This window comes from Alkalihalobacillus phoenicis (assembly GCF_047302405.1).
In the GTDB taxonomy this organism is placed as follows: domain Bacteria; phylum Bacillota; class Bacilli; order Bacillales; family Bacillaceae_D; genus Alkalihalobacillus.
In genome coordinates this window covers 1,144,515-1,169,879 of the sequence record NZ_CP154853.1, presented here as the reverse complement: position 1 = coordinate 1,169,879, position 25,365 = coordinate 1,144,515, and the positions used below count along the sequence as shown (strand labels likewise).

At 39.8% G+C, this 25,365-nt stretch carries 25 protein-coding genes; 2 read left to right on the top strand and 23 right to left on the bottom strand.

What is annotated here, in order from left to right:
- Positions 1 to 339: 339 nt before the first annotated feature.
- The 3 genes from AA0017_RS05455 to AA0017_RS05445 form a co-directional block, all read right to left on the bottom strand.
- Positions 340 to 1,479 (bottom strand): acyl-CoA dehydrogenase, encoded by a 1,140-nt coding sequence (locus tag AA0017_RS05455; protein WP_413382402.1) that lies wholly within the window; start codon positions 1,477 to 1,479, stop codon positions 340 to 342.
- Complete coding sequence (locus AA0017_RS05450) at positions 1,475 to 2,326, bottom strand: 3-hydroxybutyryl-CoA dehydrogenase (protein WP_413380079.1); 852 nt, start codon at positions 2,324 to 2,326, stop codon at positions 1,475 to 1,477. The genes AA0017_RS05455 and AA0017_RS05450 overlap by 5 nt, the downstream gene beginning before the upstream one ends.
- Before the next feature lie 253 nt (positions 2,327 to 2,579).
- Positions 2,580 to 3,491 carry an NAD(P)/FAD-dependent oxidoreductase gene (locus tag AA0017_RS05445; protein WP_413380078.1) on the bottom strand — a complete coding sequence of 304 codons (912 nt, stop codon included), beginning with the start codon at positions 3,489 to 3,491 and terminating at the stop codon, positions 2,580 to 2,582.
- Positions 3,492 to 3,737: 246 nt separating this feature from the next.
- On the opposite strand from AA0017_RS05445, the gene AA0017_RS05440 reads away from it, so the two are divergent.
- Complete coding sequence (locus AA0017_RS05440; RefSeq protein WP_413380077.1) at positions 3,738 to 4,925, top strand: cytochrome P450 family protein; 1,188 nt, start codon at positions 3,738 to 3,740, stop codon at positions 4,923 to 4,925.
- 220 nt (positions 4,926 to 5,145) lie between these two features.
- On the opposite strand, the gene AA0017_RS05435 is transcribed toward AA0017_RS05440, so the two are convergent.
- The 12 genes from AA0017_RS05435 to smc form a co-directional block, all read right to left on the bottom strand.
- Positions 5,146 to 5,817, bottom strand: a complete 672-nt coding sequence (locus AA0017_RS05435) for a Type 1 glutamine amidotransferase-like domain-containing protein (RefSeq protein WP_413380076.1) — start codon at positions 5,815 to 5,817, stop codon at positions 5,146 to 5,148.
- A gap of 23 nt (positions 5,818 to 5,840) precedes the next feature.
- Positions 5,841 to 7,061, bottom strand: coding sequence for an MFS transporter (locus tag AA0017_RS05430; protein WP_413380075.1), 1,221 nt, complete (start codon positions 7,059 to 7,061; stop codon positions 5,841 to 5,843).
- Positions 7,062 to 7,614: 553 nt separating this feature from the next.
- Positions 7,615 to 7,959 carry a 50S ribosomal protein L19 gene (gene rplS, locus AA0017_RS05425; protein WP_003322048.1) on the bottom strand — a complete coding sequence of 115 codons (345 nt, stop codon included), beginning with the start codon at positions 7,957 to 7,959 and terminating at the stop codon, positions 7,615 to 7,617.
- A 113-nt stretch (positions 7,960 to 8,072) separates the two neighbouring features.
- The gene (gene trmD / locus AA0017_RS05420; RefSeq protein WP_413380074.1) at positions 8,073 to 8,819 is read right to left on the bottom strand and encodes a tRNA (guanosine(37)-N1)-methyltransferase TrmD; all 747 of its coding nucleotides are present in this window, start codon (positions 8,817 to 8,819) and stop codon (positions 8,073 to 8,075) included.
- Positions 8,819 to 9,340, bottom strand: coding sequence for a ribosome maturation factor RimM (gene rimM, locus AA0017_RS05415; RefSeq protein WP_413380073.1), 522 nt, complete (start codon positions 9,338 to 9,340; stop codon positions 8,819 to 8,821). The genes trmD and rimM overlap by 1 nt, the downstream gene beginning before the upstream one ends.
- Complete coding sequence (locus AA0017_RS05410) at positions 9,333 to 9,755, bottom strand: YlqD family protein (protein ID WP_413380072.1); 423 nt, start codon at positions 9,753 to 9,755, stop codon at positions 9,333 to 9,335. The genes rimM and AA0017_RS05410 overlap by 8 nt, the downstream gene beginning before the upstream one ends.
- 168 nt (positions 9,756 to 9,923) lie before the next feature.
- Positions 9,924 to 10,154 carry a KH domain-containing protein gene (locus AA0017_RS05405; RefSeq protein WP_413380071.1) on the bottom strand — a complete coding sequence of 77 codons (231 nt, stop codon included), beginning with the start codon at positions 10,152 to 10,154 and terminating at the stop codon, positions 9,924 to 9,926.
- Positions 10,155 to 10,175: 21 nt separating this feature from the next.
- Entirely contained in the window at positions 10,176 to 10,448 is a 273-nt protein-coding gene (rpsP, locus tag AA0017_RS05400) for a 30S ribosomal protein S16 (protein ID WP_003322054.1), read from the bottom strand.
- A 147-nt stretch (positions 10,449 to 10,595) separates the two neighbouring features.
- Positions 10,596 to 11,954, bottom strand: a complete 1,359-nt coding sequence (ffh, locus tag AA0017_RS05395; RefSeq protein ID WP_413380070.1) for a signal recognition particle protein — start codon at positions 11,952 to 11,954, stop codon at positions 10,596 to 10,598.
- Between the two features lie 11 nt (positions 11,955 to 11,965).
- The gene (locus tag AA0017_RS05390; RefSeq protein ID WP_413382399.1) at positions 11,966 to 12,274 is read right to left on the bottom strand and encodes a putative DNA-binding protein; all 309 of its coding nucleotides are present in this window, start codon (positions 12,272 to 12,274) and stop codon (positions 11,966 to 11,968) included.
- Between the two features lie 301 nt (positions 12,275 to 12,575).
- A complete protein-coding gene (ftsY, locus tag AA0017_RS05385; RefSeq protein ID WP_413380069.1) occupies positions 12,576 to 13,574 on the bottom strand; it encodes a signal recognition particle-docking protein FtsY in 999 nt (332 codons plus the stop codon).
- Positions 13,575 to 13,585: 11 nt separating this feature from the next.
- Entirely contained in the window at positions 13,586 to 17,152 is a 3,567-nt protein-coding gene (smc, locus tag AA0017_RS05380) for a chromosome segregation protein SMC (RefSeq protein WP_413380068.1), read from the bottom strand.
- 319 nt (positions 17,153 to 17,471) lie between these two features.
- Here smc and AA0017_RS05375 point away from each other — a divergent pair, with 319 nt between their 5' ends.
- The gene (locus AA0017_RS05375) at positions 17,472 to 17,693 is read left to right on the top strand and encodes a DUF1128 domain-containing protein (RefSeq protein ID WP_413380067.1); all 222 of its coding nucleotides are present in this window, start codon (positions 17,472 to 17,474) and stop codon (positions 17,691 to 17,693) included.
- A gap of 43 nt (positions 17,694 to 17,736) precedes the next feature.
- On the opposite strand, the gene rnc is transcribed toward AA0017_RS05375, so the two are convergent.
- The 8 genes from rnc to sdaAA form a co-directional block, all read right to left on the bottom strand.
- Positions 17,737 to 18,528, bottom strand: a complete 792-nt coding sequence (gene rnc / locus AA0017_RS05370) for a ribonuclease III (protein ID WP_413380066.1) — start codon at positions 18,526 to 18,528, stop codon at positions 17,737 to 17,739.
- Between the two features lie 129 nt (positions 18,529 to 18,657).
- A complete protein-coding gene (acpP, locus tag AA0017_RS05365) occupies positions 18,658 to 18,894 on the bottom strand; it encodes an acyl carrier protein (RefSeq protein ID WP_413380065.1) in 237 nt (78 codons plus the stop codon).
- A gap of 137 nt (positions 18,895 to 19,031) precedes the next feature.
- The gene (gene fabG / locus AA0017_RS05360; RefSeq protein ID WP_413380064.1) at positions 19,032 to 19,775 is read right to left on the bottom strand and encodes a 3-oxoacyl-ACP reductase FabG; all 744 of its coding nucleotides are present in this window, start codon (positions 19,773 to 19,775) and stop codon (positions 19,032 to 19,034) included.
- The gene (gene fabD / locus AA0017_RS05355; RefSeq protein ID WP_413380063.1) at positions 19,775 to 20,722 is read right to left on the bottom strand and encodes an ACP S-malonyltransferase; all 948 of its coding nucleotides are present in this window, start codon (positions 20,720 to 20,722) and stop codon (positions 19,775 to 19,777) included. The genes fabG and fabD overlap by 1 nt, the downstream gene beginning before the upstream one ends.
- 20 nt (positions 20,723 to 20,742) lie before the next feature.
- Complete coding sequence (plsX, locus tag AA0017_RS05350; protein WP_413380062.1) at positions 20,743 to 21,744, bottom strand: phosphate acyltransferase PlsX; 1,002 nt, start codon at positions 21,742 to 21,744, stop codon at positions 20,743 to 20,745.
- 14 nt (positions 21,745 to 21,758) lie between these two features.
- Positions 21,759 to 22,331 (bottom strand): transcription factor FapR, encoded by a 573-nt coding sequence (gene fapR / locus AA0017_RS05345; protein ID WP_413380061.1) that lies wholly within the window; start codon positions 22,329 to 22,331, stop codon positions 21,759 to 21,761.
- An 84-nt stretch (positions 22,332 to 22,415) separates the two neighbouring features.
- Positions 22,416 to 24,464: an ATP-dependent DNA helicase RecG gene (recG, locus tag AA0017_RS05340; protein WP_413380060.1), complete on the bottom strand. Its 2,049-nt coding sequence runs from the start codon at positions 24,462 to 24,464 to the stop codon at positions 22,416 to 22,418.
- A complete protein-coding gene (gene sdaAA, locus AA0017_RS05335; RefSeq protein ID WP_413380059.1) occupies positions 24,461 to 25,348 on the bottom strand; it encodes an L-serine ammonia-lyase, iron-sulfur-dependent, subunit alpha in 888 nt (295 codons plus the stop codon). The genes recG and sdaAA overlap by 4 nt, the downstream gene beginning before the upstream one ends.
- Between the last annotated feature and the right edge of the window lie 17 nt (positions 25,349 to 25,365).

The window sequence follows — 25,365 nt, the reverse complement described above, 5'->3', positions numbered from 1 at the left end:
TTGTTTCATAAGCTTTCGGCATCATTGGGACTCTTTGATTCCCTTTGCGGCTTTGTTTCATAGGCTTTTGGCTTCATTGCGGTCCTTTGATTCCCTTTGCGACTTTGATTCATAGGCTTTTGGTTTCATTGCGGTCTTATGATTCCCTTTGCGGCTTTTAATCGACAGTGCACTTGTCAAATATTAGCTTTGGGCTTACGATTATTCGTACCTTAATTCGACCAAATCAAAGATCATATGACTGATACCATTCAAAAAACCTCCTAAAGTCCGAAATCATTTAGGAGGTTCTCATTTTTATTTTACCGAACGAGCGTTCAATCAGTTAGTGTACAAAAACTAACTTTCCAACAAATGCTTCGCAATAATCACTCGTTGAATTTCGTTTGTTCCTTCGTAAATTTGCGTCGCTTTGGCGTCGCGGAAAAGTCTTTCCACAGGGTAATCCTTCATATAACCATAGCCACCGAAGATTTGAACCGCTTCTGTTGCATTTCGCATCGCGACATCCGTTGCAAAACGTTTCGCCATAGAAGTTTCCTTACCGCTACTTTTACGGTCATCTTTTAACAATGCTGCTTGATAAACGAGTAATTTTGCAGCTTCCACATCTGTTGCCATATCTGCTAACTTAAAAGAGATTCCTTGATTCGCAGCAATGGTCTTACCAAATTGCTGACGAGATTTTGCATAATCGACTGAAAACTCAAGAGCTGCCTCTGCAATTCCTAACGCCTGTGCCGCAATACCAATACGACCGGCATCTAAATTACCCATTGCGATTTTCCAACCATCTCCCTCAGCCCCAAGCAAATTTTCACATGGAACTTCAGCATCCTCAAAAATCAATTCAGTCGTATTCGAACCATTTAAACCTAATTTCTTTTCCTTTTTGCCGATGGAAAATCCAGGTGTATCTTTTTCCACAATAAATGCAGAAATGCCACCACGACTTCCCTTAACTGTATCTGTTAAAGCAAATGTAATATACGTATCAGCAACTCCGCCGTTTGTAATAAACACTTTTGTTCCATTCAAAAAATATTTATCACCTTTTCTAACGGCCGTCGTCCTTAGGCCACTTGCGTCAGATCCTGATTGCGGTTCAGTCAAAGCAAACGCACCAAGGAATTGTCCAGCGGCTAATTTCGTTACATATTTCTCCTTTTGTTCTTCACTTCCATAATAATAAATCGGGTTCGTACCAACAGATGTATGCACCGATAATATGACACCAAGTGTTGCACTTATTTTGGAGATTTCATGAATGGCGATAATATAGGAGAGGAAATCAGCCCCAGCCCCACCCCATTTACTCGAAATGGGAATACCCATCAGCCCATACCGCCCCATTTTCTTCACAATTTGACTTGGAAACTCATCGGTTTCTTCCATCTTTTCAATATAAGGTTTGATTTCATTCTCGGCAAAATCACGGACCATTTCTCGAATAAGTTGCTGCTCATTTGTCCACTTAATCATAGGCATAAAACCCTCGCCCTGTTTTTTTTCCTAACCACCCTGCTTTAACATACTTTCTTAATAATGGACAAGGGCGATATTTGGAATCCCCAAACCCTTCATAAAGAACTTCCATAATCGACAAACACGTATCCAAACCAATATGGTCAGCTAGAGTTAAAGGGCCCATTGGATGGTTCATACCGAGTTTCATCACTTCATCAATCGCCTCTACCGTCGCAACTCCTTCATATACACAAAAAATGGCTTCATTTAACATCGGCATCAGCACACGGTTCGATACAAATCCAGGGAAATCATTCACTTCCACAGGTGTTTTTTCCATTTGAATCGCTAAACCTTTAATGACAGAAAAGGTCTGATCCGATGTAGCGAGACCACGAATAACCTCTACTAGTTTCATAACGGGAACCGGATTCATAAAATGCATACCGATCACTTTTTCCGGACGACTGGTCACCGCAGCCATTTCCGTTATCGGTAAAGAAGACGTATTACTCGCCAAAATCGTTCTTTTTGCACAAATAGCATCCAATCGCTGAAATAACTCCACTTTAACGGCCATTTTTTCTACGACAGCCTCAATTACTAAATCAACTTCTGCGGCATCTTTAAGCTTAAAAGATGGGAGAACTCTTGCCAAAATTTGATTTTTTTCCGCTTCCGTTTTTCTACCTTTTTTTATATCTCTATCTAAAAAGCTCTCCATTTTTTCAATTGCTTTTTCAGGCAGGCTAGGATCCATATCATGTAATAACACTTCAAGCCCTGCTGCTGCTGCCACTTGAGCGATACCACTTCCCATCTGACCGGCCCCAATCACCATTACACGTTGAATAGACATATCGATCACTCCTTTATGAACAATTCACTGATTCACAATATTAGCAAACGATACAATCTCTCTCCCACTCCCCTTTATTTTACTATATGTTTAAACAAAAAAGCTGATGAAATGTATACGCTTCCAAACAAATGATAAATTTTTCCTATTTCATGGGTTAGTAGCTCCTGTGCAACCTAAAAAAGACACCTCATCAAAAGATAAAGCGTCCACTAATTTGGAGCAAATCTTCTCCCACTTTCAAACCTATCTTTCAAAAACTCTCATCTGATAAATCATAATTAATCGCTCCTGCTGCTTTGCTTCCTTCTGCTGCTGCAATAATTAAGGAAGCGGGCCCAGCATGGGAAAATTCTCCTGCACTATAAACACTTTTAATAGTCGTTCTCCCTAAATCATCGGTCACGATTTTTCCGTCTTCCTTCACTTCACAACCAAGCTCTTCAACGAATGCCTTAGGTCGATAAAAGGACGGGACGATAAAACCAGCTTCACGAGCTAATTTTTCACCAGAATCAAATTCAACCCCAGTCATCTTGCCATTATTCCCATGTATGAATCGTACTTTGTTATTTATTACTTTGATATGTTTTTGCTGAAATTCCTCGATCATTTCTTCAGACATCGGGTGTCCATTTGTTGTCACGACTAAATCTTTTGACCAATTATATAAAAGCTTTGTCATATGATGAACATGCTCTTGCTTTTCTGCAATAACAATTAAAGGTTTATCCCTATTTTCCCAGCCATCACAATAAGGACAACTGAATAAACTTTTCCCATAAAAATCTCGCACATTGGCGATTGGTGGAAATTCTTCATGGACACCTGCTGCTAATAAGATTTTTTTCGCTAAAAAGATTTGCTTGTTGGCACTCCTTACTTGAAAAACTTGCTCACTATTGGTTACCTTACCTATTTGTTCAACCGTTCGTTTATGAACCGAAACAAAGGGAAATTGTCCGAGTTCAGCTAAAGCCAATTGCCGAAGCTCTGCCGGTTTCACCCCGTCTCGTGTCATAAACCCATGAGCCGCTTTTGTGACACGATTTCGATTTGTATCATTATCAAACAAAACAACTCTTCGCCTCGCTCTACCTAAAACAAGAGCTGCATTCAACCCCGCCGGCCCAGCACCAATTATGGCACAATCAAATATATCCATGCTGTTTTTCCCCTTTTCCAAAACACATTTGGCTTTAGAGTTTGTTGAAAGCAGTGGAAACATACAAAAAGCACAGAGAAGGCACCCTATTCATCCGCGGTTGCTGAGGGCATGTAGCTGGTGAAATAAGCTCCATACTCCACATCTATTCCAACTAACAGGATTATGACATATTTGCAGGAAATGGATATTTGAACACGAATATATGATTAAGAGGACTGAGTATAGAAAAGGAGAACATCATACATGAATACCAAATCACTTGATTTATTTTCGCAGCAATTCCACCAAAACCCTTATGATTATTACAAAAATATTCGCCCACACAAACCTTTTGCCAAAGTGAATATGTTTATTGAAGGACAGCCTACATGGATGGCTTTTACTTATGAAGCCGCGGAAGCCGTGTTAAAAGATGAGCGGTTTATAAAAGACATGCGGACTGTTTTTCCTGATGAAGTGACAAATGAAAATTTACCGCCAATCGCTCAAAGTATGCTTTTTGTTGACCCACCAGACCATCGCCGTCTGCGTAGTCTTGTCCAAAGTGGTTTTACCCCCAAAAGGATTGCGAAATTAAGTGGGCGTATCGAGGAAATTGCAAGGGAACAAGCATCACTCATGAGAAACAAAAAAACGGTCGACTTTATTGAAGATTATGCGTTTCCAATTCCTATTCGCGTCATTTGTGAATTGCTTGGCATCCCGTCTGAAGATCGCCTTGATTTCCAGCGTTGGTCCAATGTAATGGTAGAGATAAGTGATAATGCCCATTATGACGAGTCTATGAGTGAATTTATGACTTATTTAGAGAAATTAATTAAAGAAAAGCGATTATCCCCTAGAGAAGATTTGCTTTCAGATTTAATTCAGGCAGAAGAAGGTGGAGACCGCTTACAGTCAAACGAATTGTATGGCGTTGTTATGCTTCTTATTGTGGCTGGACATGAAACGACTGTAAATCTTATCGCTAACGGTTTATTGGCACTCCTTACACATCCAGACCAACTTGAGTTATTAAAAGCGGACCATTCACTTATGGCCCAAGCGATTGAAGAATTGCTCCGTTTCAATGGACCAGTTGAATTCAGCACAGACCGTTGGGCAAGAGAATCCTTTATGTTTATGGGACAGCAGGTAGAGAAGGGGGATCATGTCCTTGTTTCACTCGCATCAGCGGACCATGATCCAGCAGCTTTTGCCGATCCTAGCACTCTCGACATTACAAGGAAAAAAAGTCCTCACCTTGCGTTTGGGAAAGGTCTTCACTACTGCCTCGGAGCTCCACTTGCCCGCCTTGAAGGCGAAATTGCCCTACGCGTTTTGTTAGAGGAATATCCAAATCTCACCCTCGCGGCAGAGCTGTCTGAATTAGAATGGCGACAAAGCCTTATCATTCGTGGGTTAAAGCAGCTGCCTATCAAGCTTTTTTAAAGAAAATAACTAGAGTGCACTGTTACGAACTAGAAGGCAATTCATACATCTGCAGAAAAGCGAGTGCTCGAACATCCACGTCTCTTCTCAGGACATTTAAACAACACAAAAAGGCCACCTCGTAAGGTTTATTGATAACCTCACGGGGCAGCCCCTTACATTATCTTCAAAAGACTATTTTTTAATCTCCAAAAGTGTGGAAGAACCTTATCGCAAATCATTAAACAAACGAACGATTAATGTTTTTTAATTGCCCATTCTCTGATTTAAAAACCCCTCGACCTTCCATATCAATTAATGACTCATTTTTGTAATATAGGCATGTTTGCTCATCAATACCATAATGTTGATGATTTGGAAAACGTTCCATCATTTCTAACAAATGCTCTTCTTCCTGCCATTCCGAAAAGTGAACTGCAATGACAACATCTTTCAAGAGTCCTAATCCATCACGGTAAACAGGAAGCTTTAAAACATTATCCTTTGCTGAAATCAAACAATCAGTTGGACTAATTAAAGCACCAGCGGAAAAGCCAACAAGCGGTGTTCCACTCTCATATTCCTCTTTTACAACATCGGCAATAGGTGTCTCTACAATATAATCAGCATATAAACTCGTATCGCCTCCACCAATAACAATCCCTGAGCCGTTTTTAATTCTTTCTACTGCTTCTCGAATGGGTGTCGTTGGCAGTGGAATGTAGTCAAATTCAACAGTGGCATGTTGTAGAAAAGCACTTTTATACTTTGGCATATACTCTTGCCAGCCGTCACGATCCAAACATAAAATTACAATTCTCGTTTTTTCTCTATCCATCATATCAACAAATCGTTTCGCCATCTTCGTTGTAAACGGCGGTCCACCACCAAATAAAAAAAGATGCTTTTCCATGTTCATTCACCTCTACAATCGTTTTATTTTGAAATTCCTTCCCCACTCTCTTGAAAAAAAGACGCTTTGGACGTTCCGGTAATTTTCACTAATAAGTTAAGAGCTACAACCGTTCCTATGATTGAAAATAAAATACAAACCATTTGTAAAGAAAACCATTCAGCAAAAAATCCTAAAAGAAGCGTTAAGACGATTTGTATCATCGCTTGGATCATATCAGCCAAGCTTCCAAATCGACCCATTAAATGAACAGGCACTTGATTTTGAAAAAAAGTGGCATAACCTGCATTTGCAAAAGCTATAAAGAACCCTAAAAAAACAAAGGCTACAGTTGCTGTGAGAAAATTGACCGACGAATAGAATAAGAAATAGCCGACCATTGTCAAAAGTAGTCCCCCGCCTAAATACCACTTAAGATTGATTCTTTTTGCAAACATCGTCGCAACCACAGCTCCAAGAATGGCTCCAAGTCCGGTAATACTCACCATTAGTCCATATGCTTGATCAGACAAAAATAAATTTTGTTTAATAAAAGTGACTTCCTGAGAATCGAGAGCAAATCCAAATAACATCGCCGTTTGAAATAAAAGAAAAACCATCATAAAAAAGCGGGCTCCAACAACAAAATCTTTGACCGTTTTCCAATCATCCACGATAGTCTTCCAGCGTTTAGGTTCACGAACTTCCCTTTTCTCATCCACATTTGGTAACAAATATAAACAAAAAGCACAAATAAGAAAAGCAATGGAATTGATCCAAATACATATATCCGTACCGAATGCCATGATTAGAACCCCTGCAAGAGCAGGTCCTAGTAAAAAAGCTCCTGAGTTGGTCATGCTCATAATTGAATTAAAGCGCTTTCTATTTTCTTGAGGTACAAGTTTTGTTATATAAACATTTGAACTGGGACCGAAAAAAGCACCGACCATATTAATAAGCAACAAAAGAAAATAAATGAGTGCTAATGATTGTATGAGTGGAATCATTGCAACTAAACAACCTCTCGAAATGTTGACACCGATCATTAACCTTCTTTTATTCACTCGATCAATGACACTACCCGACCAAGTATTTGTTAACAGAATGGCAATCGGACGAATGATATAAAGTCCCGCAACTGCAGTAGCTGATCCTGTTAACTCTAAAATCGATAAATTTAAGGCAATTAAATAAATCCAACTTCCTAAAAAAGAAATACCAATACCCGAAATTAAAAGAAGAGGATTTCTCCACCCCAACATATTGCCCCTCCTACTATCTAATATAACTAAATTATACCAGTTGTAAATAGGAATTTACTTCTAAATACGAAAAATTCTTAATATTGACAATAAATTATCTGGACTCTCATTGAGCGAATGTTGCCCATTAAGTTATATGTTGTCGTTCACTGATCCCAAACTTCGTCTAATCGAGGAGCATAAAAAAACGTTTGAACCCATAAACGACTAATAACTTTGAAACCTAATAGTCTTAGATAGTTATTCGAGAAAGATGATGTTGAGACTTTTTCAGTGGACTCTATAAAAAGCATACTCCGTTAATGCTTGTTTGTAAATCATCGGATGAAGGAAAGGCTGGTTTGAGCCTACTGTGTGTTGGGCGGCGTTTCATTTCGTTGGGCTTTTTACTTACATATCATCCTCGACCAATTTCGCTTGGACGACGTTCCTCGGCTCTTTTTTCACACCATCCCCGGCCAATTCCAATTCAGCAGGAGTAAAGTCATAAACGTCAAAAAAAGCACTCCTCATCAAATGAGAAATGCTCTTTAAGTCGTTATGATAACGTTGCTTATCGAATTTCTTTAATACGCGCTTTTTTCCCGCGTAATTCACGTAGATAGTAAAGTTTCGCACGACGAACCTTACCACGACGCTTCACGTCAATCTTAGCGATTTTCGGTGAATGTAATGGGAATGTACGTTCAACGCCTACACCATAAGAAATTTTACGAGCTGTGAAAGTTTCGCTGATACCAGTACCGCGACGTTTGATAACAACGCCTTCGAATAACTGAATACGCTCACGAGTTCCCTCAACAACTTTAACGTGGATTACTAACGTATCTCCAGGACGAAAGCTTGGTAGATCCGTACGTAATTGTTCGCTTGTAATTTCACGGATAATGTTGTTCATATAATTCCACTCCTTCCATACAGATGCTCTTGTGTACATAGTTAAATAGACAGCGGAACATCGTAATTACTGGCATTTGCCACAACGATTATAATAGCATAAAAGTGCCTTTGTCACAAGTCTTTCTTTGTATCTTCTTCAAATTGATTAAGCCAAGCTTTTTCCTGTTCTGTTAAGGTTCGCTCTCTTAATAAATCAGGTCTTCTTTGCCATGTTCGCCTTAAAGCTTCTTTGGCTCGCCAATTTTCAATGTTCACATGATGACCAGACAGAAGAACATCTGGAACTTTTAATCCTCGAAAATCGGCTGGTCTTGTGTAATGAGGGTGTTCAAGTAAACCTGTCGAAAAAGAATCGGTGACGGCTGATTCGGCATTCCCTAACACACCAGGAAGAAGACGGACGATACTATCGGTTAGTACCATCGCACCGACCTCACCACCAGTTAAAACATAATCACCGATTGAGAGTTCATCTGTGACAAGATGTTCACGGATTCGTTCATCATATCCTTCATAATGACCACATAAAAAGATAAGATGCTCCTCTTTTGCAAGTTCTTCTGCCTTCTGTTGTGAATATGTCTCGCCTTGCGGGCATAGGAGGACGACTCGTGGCTTTTTCTCTGTTTGACTTGTTATATCCTCTACCGCGTCAAAAATCGGCTGTGGACGCAATACCATGCCTGCTCCACCGCCATAAGGATAATCATCGACTTTATTATGTTTATTGTCGGCAAACTCGCGAAAATCGACGACATTAATCGTCACTAGCTCTTTTTCTTGGGCATGCTTAAGAATGGATGAGCCAAAAACTCCAGGAAACATTTCAGGGAATAAAGTTAAAATATCAATTTTCATTAATCGATTAAACCTTCCAATAAATGAACGGTAATTTTCTTTTCATCCACATCAATTTTTTGAACAACTTGCTCGATATAAGGGATTAATACATCTTTCCCTCCCTCTAAGCGTTGCACAACCCATACATCATTTGCTCCAGTTTCAATAATCTCTTTAATTTTGCCAAGCACTTCCCCGTCTTCTGTTACAACTTGACAACCGATAATTTCATGATAATAATACTCATGTTCATCGAGCTCCTCTAAGAATTGATCAGACACATATAAAAGTTCTCCTTTAAAGCGTTCGACTAAATTAATATTCGGAAACCCTTCAAACGTTAATAAATCAAAATTTTTATGCTTACGATGACTGGCTACCGTTACGAGCACCTTTTCCTTCGTTTGTGCATCTTGAACCATGAGCTCTTGACCGATTGCAAAACGTTCCTCTGCAAAATCGGTCGAAGCGATCACACGCACCTCGCCTTTTACTCCATGTGTATTGACGACTTTTCCAACTTTAAACCACTCACTCATCCTCGCTCCTACTTTCTCTAAATTCGACTATTTTTCCATCTTTAATAATCACTTCAAGTGCGGTTTCATCTTCACACCAGTTGTCGCCAATCTCATATTCCATGAGCGTATCAACTGTACCCGCCCTTATTTCTGAACCGAGCTCTAATTTATGAAGCTGCTGTTCTTTAAAATTCAGAGCATAAAGACGCTCTTTTCGTTTATCCATTTCTTTTTTATATCTTTTCCGAATCGAAGTTTGGTCATGCTTATTTCCGGAATCCTTTAATGATTTATGTAGCTGAAATTCAAGTTGCTCCAATTCCCTTTGACAACCGATAAGCTCTTCTTTTAATCCCTGTAAAAGCTCTCCTTTTTTTCGTTCCGTTAACATGTGCTTCACTGTAGCTTTTCGAATAAATTGAATCGGTTCCACCCCCTACATCCAAACGAGCTCGCACTTTGTATTTTACCGTAAATGATTCGGAACATCTATCTTTTGCGGGAAACGGTTTGTTTTCGAATAGAAACCTAATCCAGTCTCCAAAAAGTGAGCTAAAATACGAAAAAGGCAAGGGTTTCCCCTTACCTTTTATCCGCGTTGCTAATCGACGATATCTACTCGTACACGTTTTTGCTCTTTCATTGCTGCTGCATAAACGACTGAACGAATTGCCTTTGCTGTACGACCGCCTTTGCCGATTACTTTGCCGATATCACTTTCATGAACACGAACCTCGACTAGAATCTGTTCTCCATCAATTTGTTCCTTGATTTGAACATCTTCCGGTCGTTCAACAAGAGCCTTCACCATCTTTTCAACTAACGCCTTCATCGCATTCTCCTTTTTGAAGAATTACTTTTGGTTTTTTGCGTTGTGTAGCTTTTCCATTAAACCAACGTTTGAGAAAAGATTACGCACTGTGTCAGAAGGTTTTGCACCTTTTAACATCCAATCAAGTGCTTTCTCCTCTTTCACATCAAACTTAGCTGGTTGAGTTAAAGGATTATAAGTTCCAATCTCCTCGATGAAACGACCATCACGTGGCGCACGAGAATCTGCAACAACTACACGATAAAATGGGGCCTTTTTAGAACCCATACGTTTTAAACGGATTTTAACTGCCATTTAAAAAACACCTCCGAAAAATATTCACACAATAATTTATAATATCATCAATTTCGTTAGAGTCAAGAGAAAATCCTTAACAGATGATTATTTCTAAAAAATACCTCTTAAAGTTCTCTTGGAAAGACTAACAAAAGCGATTTTTCATTAAAATGGAAGCTTTAAACCTCCAAAGCCCTTACCCTTTTTCTTACCTTTACCTGAAGTCATGTTCGACATTTGCTTCATCATCTTTTTCATTTCATCAAATTGTTTTAGTAAGCGGTTCACCTCTTGAATCGAGGTTCCACTACCTTTTGCAATTCGACGCTTCCTGCTTGCATTCATAATACTTGGGTCTTGTTTTTCCATCGGCGTCATTGAACGAACAATCGCTTCAACGTGACCAATTTGTTTGTCATCTACTTTTAAATCTTTCATACCTTTCATTTTGTTCATGCCAGGCATCATATTTAAAAGTTCATCTAACGGACCCATACTACGAACTTGGTCTAGCTGATCAAGAAAATCATCAAATGTAATATCCATGTTCTTCATTTTCTTTTCGAGCTCACGCGCTTTCTCTTCATCGACATTCATTTGGGCTTTCTCAATAAGAGTTAACACATCACCCATGCCTAGAATTCGAGAAGCCATACGCTCCGGATGGAACGGCTCAAGTTGGTCAATTTTTTCACCCATACCGGCAAATTTAATCGGCGTATTCGTGACTGCTTTGACCGAGATCGCCGCACCACCACGAGTATCACCATCAAGTTTTGTTAAAACAACTCCGGTGACATCCAATTGTTCATTAAAGCTTTCAGCAACATTGACCGCATCTTGACCTGTCATCGCATCAACAACGAGTAAAATCTCGTCAGGTTTAGCGATTTCTTTCACTTGCTGCAATTCATCCATCAACTTTTCGTCAATATGCAAACGACCAGCTGTATCGATTAACACATAATCGTGATGCTCTTCTTTTGCTTTCGCAATCGCTTGTTTCGCTATTTCCACTGGGCTTACTTGATCCCCTAGTGAGAAAACGGGCATGCTCAATTGCTTCCCTAACGTTTCAAGCTGTTTAATCGCAGCCGGACGATAAATATCAGCTGCTACAAGCATCGGATTTCGATTATGTTTTTTCCGCAAGTGATTGGCAAGTTTTGCCGTTGTTGTCGTTTTACCGGCCCCTTGCAAACCGACCATCATCACAACAGTTGGTGGCTTATTATTGACTGCAATTTTACTTTGCTCGCCACCCATTAAAGCTGTTAATTCTTCATTTACAACTTTAATGACTTGTTGTCCAGGTGTTAAGCTCTTCATCACTTCTTGCCCAAGTGCTTTTTCCTTGACGCTCGCGATAAATTGCTTCACAACTTTAAAGTTAACATCCGCTTCAAGTAAAGCTAGTCGAACTTCACGCATCATTTCTTTGATGTCTTGTTCGCTTACTTTTCCTTTTCCACGAATTTTTGTTAATGTCCCTTGTAGCCTTTCAGCTAAACCTTCAAATGCCATTTTGTCGCCTCCTAATCTAATTTTTCAAGAGAATCGATTAGTTCAATCGTCTCTTCAGGAGTCGCGTTGCTCGTCACTGCCGTTTTCAGATCAGTCATCAGTTTAGAACGCTCTTCAAATTTACTTAATAAGAGGAGCTTATGTTCATATTCTTCAAGCATCGCTTCTGTACGTTTAATATTATCATAAACGGCTTGGCGACTAACTTCAAATTCTTCGGCAATTTCACCTAAAGAAAAATCATCAAGATAATAAAGCGACATATATTTTCGCTGTTTAGGTGTTAGTAAAGCTTGATAAAAATCGAACAAATAATTCATTCGTAGTGTCTTATCTAGCACACCGTCATCCCCTTGTTAAGTGATTTCCCTTTACAAGAATTTATGATACAAAATTTTATCGATAGTGTCAAGTTTTTTTCTTAACATATGAATATGTGCTGGGACTTTTGGTTTTTTCGCACCGTAATTGCGAGCACCCTCAAGTTTCATTACCAATTCCCTAACTTTTCCGAGCAATCGCTCATGTAGGTATACATAAACAAAAGACCTCCAGGGAGATCCCCAAGAGGTCTTTATCTACGTTTGAATCATCGGCTCACTGAGAGCCTTACATTTCACCTTACACTTTTTCTTCCTCTTCTGGTGCTTCAATTAATTCTTTAAAAAGACCATAAACAAATTGGTCAGCATCAAATGGTTGAAGGTCATCCACTTGTTCACCTAAACCAACAAATTTAACAGGAATATCCAATTCATTGCGAATGGCGAGGACAATTCCACCTTTTGCTGTACCATCTAATTTTGTTAAGACAATTCCAGATACATCCGTTGATTTACCAAATGTTTTGGCTTGTGACAATGCATTTTGACCAGTTGTGGCATCTAGTACTAATAATACTTCATGAGGAGCACCAGGAACCTCTCGTTCGATGACACGCTTTACTTTTTCTAATTCATTCATTAAGTTTACTTTATTTTGCAGGCGGCCAGCCGTATCACAAATTAAGACATCCACTTCTCTTGACTTGGCTGCTTGAAGAGCATCATATACAACGGCTGCTGGGTCTGAACCTTCCTGCTGCTTGATCACGTCCACACCGACTCGCTGGCCCCAAACTTCTAGTTGGTCAATCGCTCCCGCTCGGAATGTATCACCCGCGGCTAAAAGAACCGATTTTCCTTCCTTTTTTAAGTGATTCGAAAGCTTTCCAATCGTCGTCGTTTTTCCAACACCGTTCACTCCGACGACTAAGATAACACTTAAACCATCTTTGGCAAAAGTTAAAGCAGCATCTTCACTGTCTTTTTCTAATAACTCTGCTAGCTTTTCAGAAATGACCGGCTGAATGTCTTTTGTATCCTTAATATTACGATGGCGAACTTCATCCTTTAATTCATCAATTAAATCCATCACCGTTGTGACGCCAACATCAGCACTAATTAAAATCTCCTCAAGTTCTTCAAAAAAATCTTCATCTACTTTACGATAACGATAAACGAGATCATTCATTCGACCAACGACAGAATTTCTTGTTTTTTCAAGACCGGTTTTAAATTTATCCGTCACCTCTGTCGTTTGGTTCGTAATTTTTTCTTTTAACTTTTTAAAGAAACTCATGTTTGTTCCTCCTAACTTCCAACTAATTGTTTTGTTTCTTCAAGCTTCACTGAGACAAGACGAGACACACCCGATTCTTGCATCGTCACTCCATATAGAACATCTGCCTCCTCCATCGTGCCTTTCCGATGGGTGATGACAATAAATTGAGTTTGGCGACTAAAGTCCTTTAAGAAATGAGCAAACCGACTTACATTTGCTTCATCTAAAGCCGCTTCAACTTCATCTAACACACAAAATGGAACTGGCCTTACTTTTAAAATCGCAAAAAGCAGGGCTATCGCTGTTAAGGCACGCTCTCCACCTGATAATAAAGCAAGGTTTTGACGCTTTTTCCCTGGTGGTCTGACAACCATTTCAACACCGGTATTCAATAAGTCATCTGGTGTCGTTAAGACTAAGTCAGCATCTCCACCACCAAATAATTGACTAAAGACGACACGGAAATGGGCTTTAATTTGAACAAAAGTTTCTTGGAAACGCTTCGTCATTTCTTCATCCATTTCACTAATGATCGAATGGAGAGTCGCCTTTGCTTCTAATAAATCCTCTTGCTGAACCTTCAAGAAATCATAGCGTTCCTTGACACGTTCATATTCTTCTATCGCACCAATATTGACGGTGCCGAGCTCTTCAATCGCAAGCTTAATTAACTTCACCTTCGTTTTCGCTTCTTCCACTTCATGCGTAAGCTGATAATTGGCTTTGGCAGCCTCATAAGTTAAGCTATATTCTTCCCGCAAAGTGGACAAACAATTATCAAGTTCCACATCATAACGGTTGACACTGACTTCAATCGTTCGAACTTGATCAATAATATAGGCAAATTTAGCTTGCTCTTCTTTTAATTGCTTTTCGAGCTTTTCATACGCTTCGTCCAACTGTTTTCTATCTTCACGGATTTTAACAAGCTTTTCACTTAGCAGCTCTTTGTCTTCACGACTGTCACTAATTTGTTTCTCTAAAGGACCTTCACCCGTTGTGCGGTGACTCACTTCTTCTTGTAAAAATGTCGCTTGCTCCTGTAATTCAGCAAGCTCTTCTTTTAGATGGCCTTTTTCTTGTTCCAATCGTTTCGAATCAGTCAAGATATTCGTATAGCGCTCTTTAACGGTAGCTTGTTCAATTTTTTCAAGCGTCAGCTGCTCCTGCAATTCTTCTTTAGAACTCTGTTGATTTTTCAATTTTCCTTCTAAGCGATAAACATGTTTTTCTAATTCCCTTCGCTCAGATTCAACCTTTTGTTCTTTTTCAGCTAATTGAGTAAGCCTCTCTTTAATCCGTTCTTCTTCCTGGCTGTAACTTTCTTGCTCTTTGCCAAATCGTTTAAAGCGCTCTTCAATCGTTGTCCCTTGGAGCTCGATTTCACGCTTCTCCGCTTTTTTATCTTGATAATCGGCACGAGCTTTTTCTCCATCACTTTGTAGTTTGCTTAGCTCATTTTCAAGTTCAACTTGTTCTAATTTTAAGGCTTTTACTTGCTCTTCCAACATGAGTGTCGACTTTTTCATCGCTTCGAACTTTTCCGTTAATTCTTCCACTTCTCGCTTTCGACCGAGTAAAGGGGTTTGCTTTTGTTTTAAGCTTCCTCCTGTCATCGAACCACCAGCATTGACGACGTCCCCTTCTAATGTGACGACACGGTATCGATAACCAAGCTTTGCGGCAATTTTATTTGCAGATTCTAAGTTTTCTGCGATAACAATATGTCCAAGTAAATTCCAAATCACATCGTAATAGCTTTTTTCAAACTGAATCAAATCAGCTGCCACTCCGACAAAACCAGGCTCATTCTGTAATGACTGTAATTGGAATTCATTAATTTGACGTGGCTTCAAAACGGAAAGAGGTAAAAACGTCGCTCTTCCGAACCGATTTTGTTTTAAAAATTGAATCGCTTTTCTTGCATCGGCTTCTGTTTGGACGACGACATGTTGCATCGCTGAACCTAAAGCTATTTCTAATGCGGCTTCATATTGTTTAGGTACGTGGACAAGCTCAGCGACGGCCCCAACGACACCGGTTAAATGCGTATCACGCTTTTTTAAAACTTCTTTAACCCCTTGGAAAAAACCTGAAAAGTCTGCTTCCATTTCCTCTAATACTTCTTTACGAGATTCGAGCTTTTGTAACCATTGATACGCCTCATAAAGTTTAGATTCTTTTTGATGGTATTGATTTTTCTTTTGTTCTTCTACCCGTTTCGTTTCACGGTAAGCATTCGTTACTTGCTCTAAATGAAGCTCGGCTTTTGAAAGTTCTTCATCTGCTCGTTTCAGCCGAGCCTGAATCGTTTCACGTTCGGTAATCAACTCTTCATTTTCAGATGTTAAACGCTTGTTTTTTTGCTGTTGCTGCCGCAGTTGCTCATCTAAATAACGAGTTTCATTTCGAATCGAAGCTTGCTCATTAAGAAGTTCAATATAATCACCCTTCGCTTGGTCTAAGACGCGGGCAAGATCCTCTTCACTTTCTTTTAACAATGTTTCTTTTTCATCAACTTTTTTATTTAACTCTTTTAGGAGCTCTTTTTCCTTTTGTAACCGTAATAACACTTCGTTATATTTAGCCTCTGATTGCTCCATCGCTTGCGTTTTGTCTTCTAAAGACTTTGCAATCGTTTCTTTATTTTCACTTGCATGTTTCAGTTGCTCTTTATAAAGACGTTTTTTTCCTTCTGCTTTTTCGAGCGTTTCACTCGCATAAAGCAAATCTTCTTGGGTTTGGTTCAAAATTTCTTGTAGCTGTTGAGATTGGACTCTTAATGATTCAAGCTGGTCTTCCATCTCTTTTACTTGCTTAGAGCGAATTTGATGTTGTTCTTTTAACTGTCCAAGCTTTTCTTTTTCGCTCGTCCATTTTTGATGCAGATCGGTAATTTGATACACGAGCAAGGCAATCTCAATTTCTTTTAATTGCTCTTTTTTCTCGAGGAAATCCTTGGCAATCGAGGATTGGATATGTAGTGGTTCTACTTGTCCTTCTAGTTCATATAAAATATCTTCCACTCGATTTAAATTATCCTGAGTTTCAGTTAAGCGCTTCTCTGCTTTCACTTTCCTCGTTTTATATTTAAGAACACCAGCTGCCTCTTCAAATATGACACGACGGTCCTCTGATTTACTACTTAAAATCTCTTCTACTTTCCCTTGGCCAATAATTGAATATGCTTCTCGCCCTAATCCTGAATCCAAAAATAAATCAACAATGTCTTTTAAGCGACAGGTTTGTTTATTAATCAAATACTCACTCTCACCTGAGCGGTACACCCTTCTCGTTACGCTTACCTCTGTGTAATCAACCGCTAGATGACCATCCGCATTATCGAGTACGAGGGATACTTCAGCATAATTTAAAGGTTTTCTTGAATCACTTCCAGCAAAAATTATATCTTCCATTTTTGAACCGCGAAGGGATTTGGCTGACTGCTCCCCGAGCACCCACCTAATTGAATCTGATATATTACTTTTTCCACTTCCGTTTGGACCGACAACCGCGGTCACTCCGGGGACAAAATCGACACCGATTTGCTCAGCAAATGATTTAAATCCAACGACCTCCAGCCGTTTGAGGAACATAGGCCTTCCCTCCACTTCTAATATACAACCATATTATTTTATCATAATCTTTCTCGTTATGACTATTTAACGACTAATCTTAAAAAAATTTCAATAAATCAACGAGACTCTAATTTATTTGCAGAACGTAAACCAAATGAGTAGAATTAATGGTAAACTAAATAAAATCACATAAAACATTAGTGATGAAGTAAGTCCGTTAGAACCTCGAGAAAAATCGGTCGTCTTTATGAAGACAAAAAGCGTCTTCATCAGCTGTTCTTATTTTTTCTCGCTTCTGACCAAACGGACTTCGCTTTTTAAATTAGGAGGGATTTATATGGATTTAACTGTTAATAACCGTGAAAACATTGAATATATGATTGAAGCCATTAAAGACAAGCTTCAATTTGTTAATTCAGGAGCGATTAATGCGAAAAACTTTAATACGAGTAAGTACGAAGAGTTAGTAGAAATTTATGAAATGATTATGAGAAAATCTTCCTTTTCCGTTAGTGAACTAGATGCTATCGCTACCGAATTAGGGAAATTACGAGACTAAAAAAAACGTGTACTCCTTTTTTAAGGAATACACGTTTTTCCATTCAGGTAGAGGACTTTTGACTAAGCTTCATTAGTGCTTGTTGAGCAGCGTGTTGCTCCGCTTCTTTTTTAGAACGACCTGTTCCAATCCCTAATGCTTGTGTATTTAACTGTACCTCTGAAACAAATTCACGGTTATGCGCCGGACCACGTTCCTGAACAATGATATACTGAATTTGACCTAAATTATCTCTTTGGATCAATTCTTGTAACTGACTTTTAAAATCCATCATATGAGAAAAAGCACCCTCGTTAACCTTAGGATAAATCGTTTGTGCTAAAAATTCGAATACCGCGTCTATACCTTGATCGAGATAAAGGGCTCCAATAAAGGCTTCAAATACATCAGCAAGCAAGGCTGGACGTAAGCGACCTCCTGTAATTTCCTCACCTTTTCCTAATAAAACGAGCTGACCGAACTGTAATTCTTCTGCAAACTTAGCCAGAGAAGGTTCACAAACAATTGAGGCTCTCAACTTTGTCATATCCCCTTCACTCATCGCTTTAAATTTCTTAAATAAAAACTGCGATACAGCTAGTTCAAGTACAGCGTCTCCTAGAAACTCTAATCTCTCATTATCTTGAAATGTATAAATGCGATGCTCATTCACATAGGATGAATGGGTAAAAGCTTGAATCAATAGCTTTTTATTCTCAAAAGTAAACCCGATACCCGCCTGCAAGGAATCAAACTTTTGTCTTTGTTCACTTGTCAAAGTCAAACGCCTTGGACTTCGTCTACGTTCGTGATAGGACGCTTTTGATTTCTTTTGATTTTTTGAAGACTGTGACATGGCGACCTCCAACATTTGATTATTCTCAAACTTTTATACTTCGTGTCATACCCATTGTTGACACCTGCACCTGCATTCGATCACATAGAAAGCAAGTCCCACATGGCGAGCCACATGAGACTTCCTCCATTAATTGCTGGCGTTGTTTATGTAATCTACTACATCAGCAACTGTAGCGATTTTTTCTGCGTCTTCATCAGAAATTGTTAATTCAAATTCGTCTTCAAGCTCCATTACTAGCTCAACTACATCTAGTGAATCAGCACCTAAATCTTCTTTAAATGATGCTTCAAGCTTTACCTCTGCTTCTTCTACACCTAGACGATCGACGATAATTTTACTTACACGAGTTAATGTATCTGCCATGTTCCGTTCACCCCCTCTCAAAAATAGAACTAAGGCTAGATGAATTTTACCGAGTGCAACCTCTTCTGTCAAGGTTGTTTTTTGTCAAAGTAAATCATTCTAGCTAAAATGTGAATACATTTCAAACATCGGACAAATTAAGGCATGACCATCCCACCGTCAATATGTAACGTTTGACCGGTCATATAACTCGCATCCTCACTAGCTAAAAAGCGGACTGCCTTCGCAACATGTTCAGGACTCCCTAGCTTTCCAAGTGGAATTTGACCTAATAGCTGCTCTTTTGTCTCTTCCCCTAATTCATCAGTCATATCGGTCGTAATAAAACCAGGTGCGACCGCATTAACTAAAATATGACGATTAGCGAGCTCTCTTGCTAACGATTTTGTCAAACCAATTACTCCGGCTTTAGCCGCAACATAGTTAGCTTGCCCTGGGTTCCCTAATACTCCAACGACAGAAGCAATATTAATAATACGTCCCGAACGTTGCTTCATCATTTGTCTTGTCACTGCTTTTGAACAATTAAAGACCCCTTTTAGGTTCGTATTAATGACCGCATCCCAATCGTCTTCCTTCATACGCATCACAAGATTATCTCTTGTAATCCCTGCATTATTAACTAAAATATCGACTTTGCCAAAGGCTTGGATCGTTTCCTTAATCATCGCTTGTACTTCTTCTGCACTCGCCACATTCGCTTGGTAGGCAAAGGCTTCCACACCGAATGCTTTCGCTTGCTCTACAACCGCTTCCGCTTTGTCAGCATTCCCAGCATAGTTGATAACAACATTTGCCCCTTTTTCAGCTAACTCAAGAGCAATCGCTTGACCGATTCCACGTGATGCTCCTGTAATAATCGCCACTTGTCCTGATAACATTATTTGTTCCCTCCTTCAAGCTTCTCTAACATTTTTTCTAAACTTTCGCGATCGCTAACAGCAAACGCATTAGCTCGGCGATTGACTTTTTTCACAAGCCCGGTTAAGACATTACCAGAACCGACTTCAATAAACGTATCGACGCCTTGTTCGAGCAAATACGAAATACTATCCTCCCAAAGGACTGGAGAATACACTTGTTCGATAAGTCTTTCTTTAATTTCAGCAGCACTAGTTACTTCTTTTGCCGTTACATTAGCGATTACCGGTATTTTTGCGTCTTGGACATCAAGCGTGGCCAACACATCCCCTAAACGCTCAGCACAAGGTTTCATTAAAGACGAATGAAACGGGCCACTCACTTGCAATGGCAACACGCGTTTAGCTCCTGCTTCTTTTGCATAACCGCCCGCCAATTCAACCCCTTGAGCCGTCCCAGAAATCACAATTTGCCCTGGACAATTAATATTCGCCAATTCCACGACATACCCTTCTGATTGAGCTTTTTCACAAGCTGATTGCAGTTCTTTACGATCTAATCCTAAAACAGCGGCCATCGCTCCCTCTCCAAAAGGAACAGCATCCTCCATAAATAAACCACGATTACGAACCGCATAAACGGCATCCTCAAAAGATAAGGCACCAGCTGCAACAAGCGCACTGTATTCCCCCAAGCTATGTCCTGCAACAAAATCAGCTTCAATCCCTTGTTCTTTCAAGAGTTCAAGTGTGGCGACACTCATTGTTACTAGTGCTGGTTGTGTATGTTCTGTACGTCTAAGCGTCTCTTCTGGACCATTTTCAATGATATCGGTTAAGTTATATTCAAGTTTTTGATCGGCTCGTTTGAAAATTTGTTGACTCTTCTCTTCAGAATCCCGTAAGCTTTGACCCATCCCAACTGCTTGCGAGCCTTGACCTGGAAATAAAAAAGCGATTTTTCCCATTCTTGTCAACTCCTTTTAGTTTATACTTCTTGTTCTTTTTTCATTTTTGTTACTTCATCTTTAATAATCGTGACGACTTGTTTTTCAACCATTTCATATGCTTGTCGTATCGCATTAAAGATAGCATTAGCATCAGATGAGCCATGCGCTTTAATAACTGGAGCTTTTAACCCAAAAAGAGCTGCTCCACCATATTCGGAGTAATCAAGTTGCTTTTTAATTTCTTTAAAACTTGGTTTCAATATTCCTGCCCCGATTTTATTTTTAAAAGAGCTCATAAACTCTTTTTTCAAAATCGAAAAGAGGGCAGAAGCTGTTCCTTCGATGCTTTTTAATACTAAGTTTCCTGAGAAACCATCACAAACCGCGACATCGACTTTTCCTTCTAATAAATCTCTTGCTTCGATATTACCTATAAAGTTAATCGGAGCTTCCTTCATGAGGGTGAAGCTCTCTTTCATTAACTCATTCCCTTTACCATCTTCCGTACCCACGTTCACAAGACCAACTTTTGGTTGATTCACTTTACGAACCATAGACATATAGGTTTCGCCCATAATCGCATACTGCAGAAGCTGATTAGGCTTTGCATCCATATTTGCCCCTACATCTAACAAAAGAAAACCACGACCATCTATGGTTGGCAACATGGGAGCTAATGCTGGCCGTTCAATCCCAGAAATCCGCCCAATATGCAAAAGACCTGCTGTCATTAAAGCACCTGTATTACCTGAAGAAATACACGCATCCGCTCTACCTTCTTTTACTTCGCGAACAGCCAAAACCATCGAAGCATCTTTTTTACGGCGGACAGCTGTTGTTGGCTGATCCGTGTCAACGATTTTTTCCGTCGTATGAAAGATCGTAATCCCTGTTGAATCCGTTAAGTACTTCTTAATTTCTTCTTCATTACCTACTAATGTGATCTCTAAATCCTTTAATTCTTTGACAGCTCTTTGTGCTGCTTCCACTTGCGCTTTTGGAGCATTGTCTCCGCCCATGACATCAAGAGCAATTTTCATCGTCAACACTCCTTTTATTCAACGTTTTTCTTCCATTGATTGGATCTATACATGACAAATTCACCCGAAAATACAAGCTCTTGTTCCACATAACTTTGCACATCCACAATCGTGCGCTCACCTTCTATTCGAACTACTTCGGCTTTAGCAATCACTCTTTCCTTTGCCCGAACCTGCCTCGTAAAACGAATCGTCGCTTTTGCTGTTAATGCCATTTCATCATTAATAATCGCAACAGCCAACGAATTGGCTTGAGCAAATAAATGATGACCTCGGGCTATCCCTGTTTTTGCAAAAACTTGCTCGGGTTGAATATCTAGAATTGAAATCGCTCGCTCATCCAATTGTAAATCAACGATCTCACCAATAACTTCATCTGGTGCCAACGCCTTCACATCATCAAGCTGTTGCTTTGCCACATCCTTAATTCGTTCTCTTAACTCAGGGATCGCTAACTCCATTCGATCTAAACGAATCGTTTGTATACTAACACTAAAATGGCTCGCTAAAGCTTCATCTGTCATAAATGGATCATTGTGTAGCGTCTCTTTCAGAAGCTGTTGTCTATCTCTTTTTTTTAGTTTCATCTCATGCACCATCCAAATTTATAAGACTAGGTACTAAGAGTAGTATATAATTCCTAGCCGATCATTTCAATACTAAATCAATCGTTAATCGAGTTTCTCGCCCTCAAATACGCCTTCTTTTACTAAGTAAGCCCTTAACCACTTATAAGAATCCTCATTCCAAAATGCCTCGCTATTCATAAAAGAAGCCGCGTCCTGCCTAGCTACTTCCAACGCTCGATAGTCATGAACAACATCTGCCACTTTAAAATTAGGCAGACCACTTTGTTTTTCACCAAAAAAGTCACCAGGACCTCGTAGTTCTAAATCCTTTTCCGATAAAACAAAGCCATCATTCGTTTCGGTCATAATCCGCATTCGTTCCTTGCCGACTTCAGACTTTGGATCCGCTAGCAAAATACAATACGATTGAGCCTCTCCTCGCCCTACACGACCACGAAGCTGATGAAGCTGAGCTAAACCAAAGCGCTCCGCATCATAAATCACCATCACGGTCGCATTCGGAACATTCACTCCAACCTCGACAACAGTCGTTGATACTAACACCTGAATCTCATTATGACTAAATGCTTCCATTACTTCTTCTTTTTCAGAAGAATGAAGACGCCCGTGCATTAACCCCACTTGAAATCTTTTTTCAAAATACTGCTGTAAAATCATATGTACATCAAGGGCATTTTGTAAATCAAGCTTCTCTGATTCTTCAATTAACGGACAAATGACGTAAGCTTGACGACCAGCTTGCAGCTCTTTTTCAATAAAACCCATTACCCGTTCAAACGTATCTGGTTTGGCCCAGTATGTTTCTATCGCTTTTCTTCCAGCTGGTAATTGATCGATAATCGAAACGTCCATGTCCCCAAAAACGGAGATCGCAAGCGTTCTTGGGATCGGTGTTGCGGTCATAAAAAGCACATCCGGATCCTCGCCTTTACTACGAAGGGCTCGTCTTTGCTCTACCCCAAATCGATGTTGTTCATCTGTTATGACTAAGGCTAGATTTTTAAATTGAACTTCATCTTGAATGAGAGCATGAGTTCCAACGACAATATCAATAGTACCCAGTTTCAATTCCTCAAGCAATTCTCGACGTTTTTTTCCTTTAACAGAACCGGTCAATAGACGAACCGTGACATCAAAAGGCTCCAGTAAACTTTGTAACGACTGCACATGTTGCTCAGCAAGAATTTCCGTCGGAACCATTAAGGCGGCTTGATGACCAGCTTTAATCATCGCATACATACAAATGGCTGCAACGACTGTTTTTCCCGCCCCAACATCTCCTTGTAGTAAACGATTCATCCGATAAGGTGACTGAATATCATGGCTTATCTCGTTAATCACTTTTTTCTGAGCATCTGTTAACGGAAAAGGTAAGGCCTGGATAAACTGCTCAACTCGAACGGACGGCCATTCAATCGCTTTTCCACTCGATTGTTCCCTTTGTCCTTTCCTGAAGGCTTGCATTTTTAATTGAAAAAGCAAAAATTCCTCATAAACCATTCTTCTTCTTGCATGCTTTAACGCTTCTTTGGATTGTGGAAAATGCAGTTGATAGAAGGCCTTTCCTCGTCCCGGCAATTTATACTTTTCCAATAAAAAAGAAGGTAAATTTTCTTGAATATGCCCCGAAAATTGTTGAAAGGCATTGCTAACATAACGTTTTAAAGATTTTGTTGTTAATTTACCAGCAACCGAATAAATCGGAACAAGCCTTTGCTCATTTTTTTGTTGCCCGAAACGAGCTTCACTTGCCGTTATCGTCATACGATGCTGATCCCATTTCCCCGTAATCGTCACTTCTTCTCCAAGCTGAAACTTATTTTTTAAATAAGGTTGATTAAAAAAAGTGACCGTCACAAGAACTTGATTAACGAGTAACCGAAGTGTCAATCGGTTTTTTTTCTTACCAAAAAAGCGAATCGAAGCCGGGGCTTGCACAACACCGGCAACGGTTACTCGCTCATCATGTTTAACATCATGTAAATCTCTAATTTGATAATCTTCATATCGAAACGGAAAATATTCAAGTAAATCTTCAACTGTAAAAATTCGTAACGTTTTTAGTTGATTAACAGCTTCTTCCCCAACCCCGTGGACTTCCATTACCGATTGATTGATTATTTGATTCATTGTTTAATCATCGCACTCCCAAAAATCTTCGCCTCGTAAGCTCGCCCTGTCGGAGTCGCTGCTAAGCCACCTTCACCTGTTTCACGCAATGTTTCAGGCATCGTTTGACCAATTCTATACATGGCATCAATTACCTCATCACAAGGAATTCGGCTCGTAATACCAGCTAATGCCATGTCGGCCGCTACAATGGCATTAGACGCTCCCATTGCGTTCCGTTTCACACAGGGCACTTCTACTAATCCAGCAACTGGATCACAGACAAGGCCTAACATATTCTTCAAAGCAATCGCCATCGCTTCTGCTGATTGTTGTGGCGTTCCACCCGCTAATTCTACAAGTGCGGCCGCTGCCATTCCCGTTGCTGAACCGACCTCCGCTTGACAGCCACCAGCCGCACCAGAAATCGAAGCATTATTAGCCACAACAAAACCGAAAGCTCCTGCAACAAATAAATAGCGAATCATTTGCTCTTCTGTTGGTTCAAGCTTATTTTTCATACCAAATAAAACCCCAGGAACAACCCCAGCCGACCCAGCAGTAGGAGTTGCACAAATCGTTCCCATCGCGGCATTGACTTCGTTAGTTGCAACCGCTTTACTTACGGCATCAAGTAACACATCGCTTGATAAAAACTGACCCTTTTTAATATAGTTCTGCAATAAGACCGCATCGCCACCTGTGAGGCCAGAAACAGAACGAACATTTTCAGAAATCCCTCGTTCGACCGCTGCTTCCATCACTTGTAAGTTCCGACGCATTTGTTCAAAAATCAGTTCACGTGATTTTTCTGTTACCTCGATCTCTTGTTCAATCATTACTTCTGAAATCAATTTATTTTCACGTTCTGCTATTTCAATTAATTCCGCTACATTTTTAAACAAAGGATTCACTCCTATCC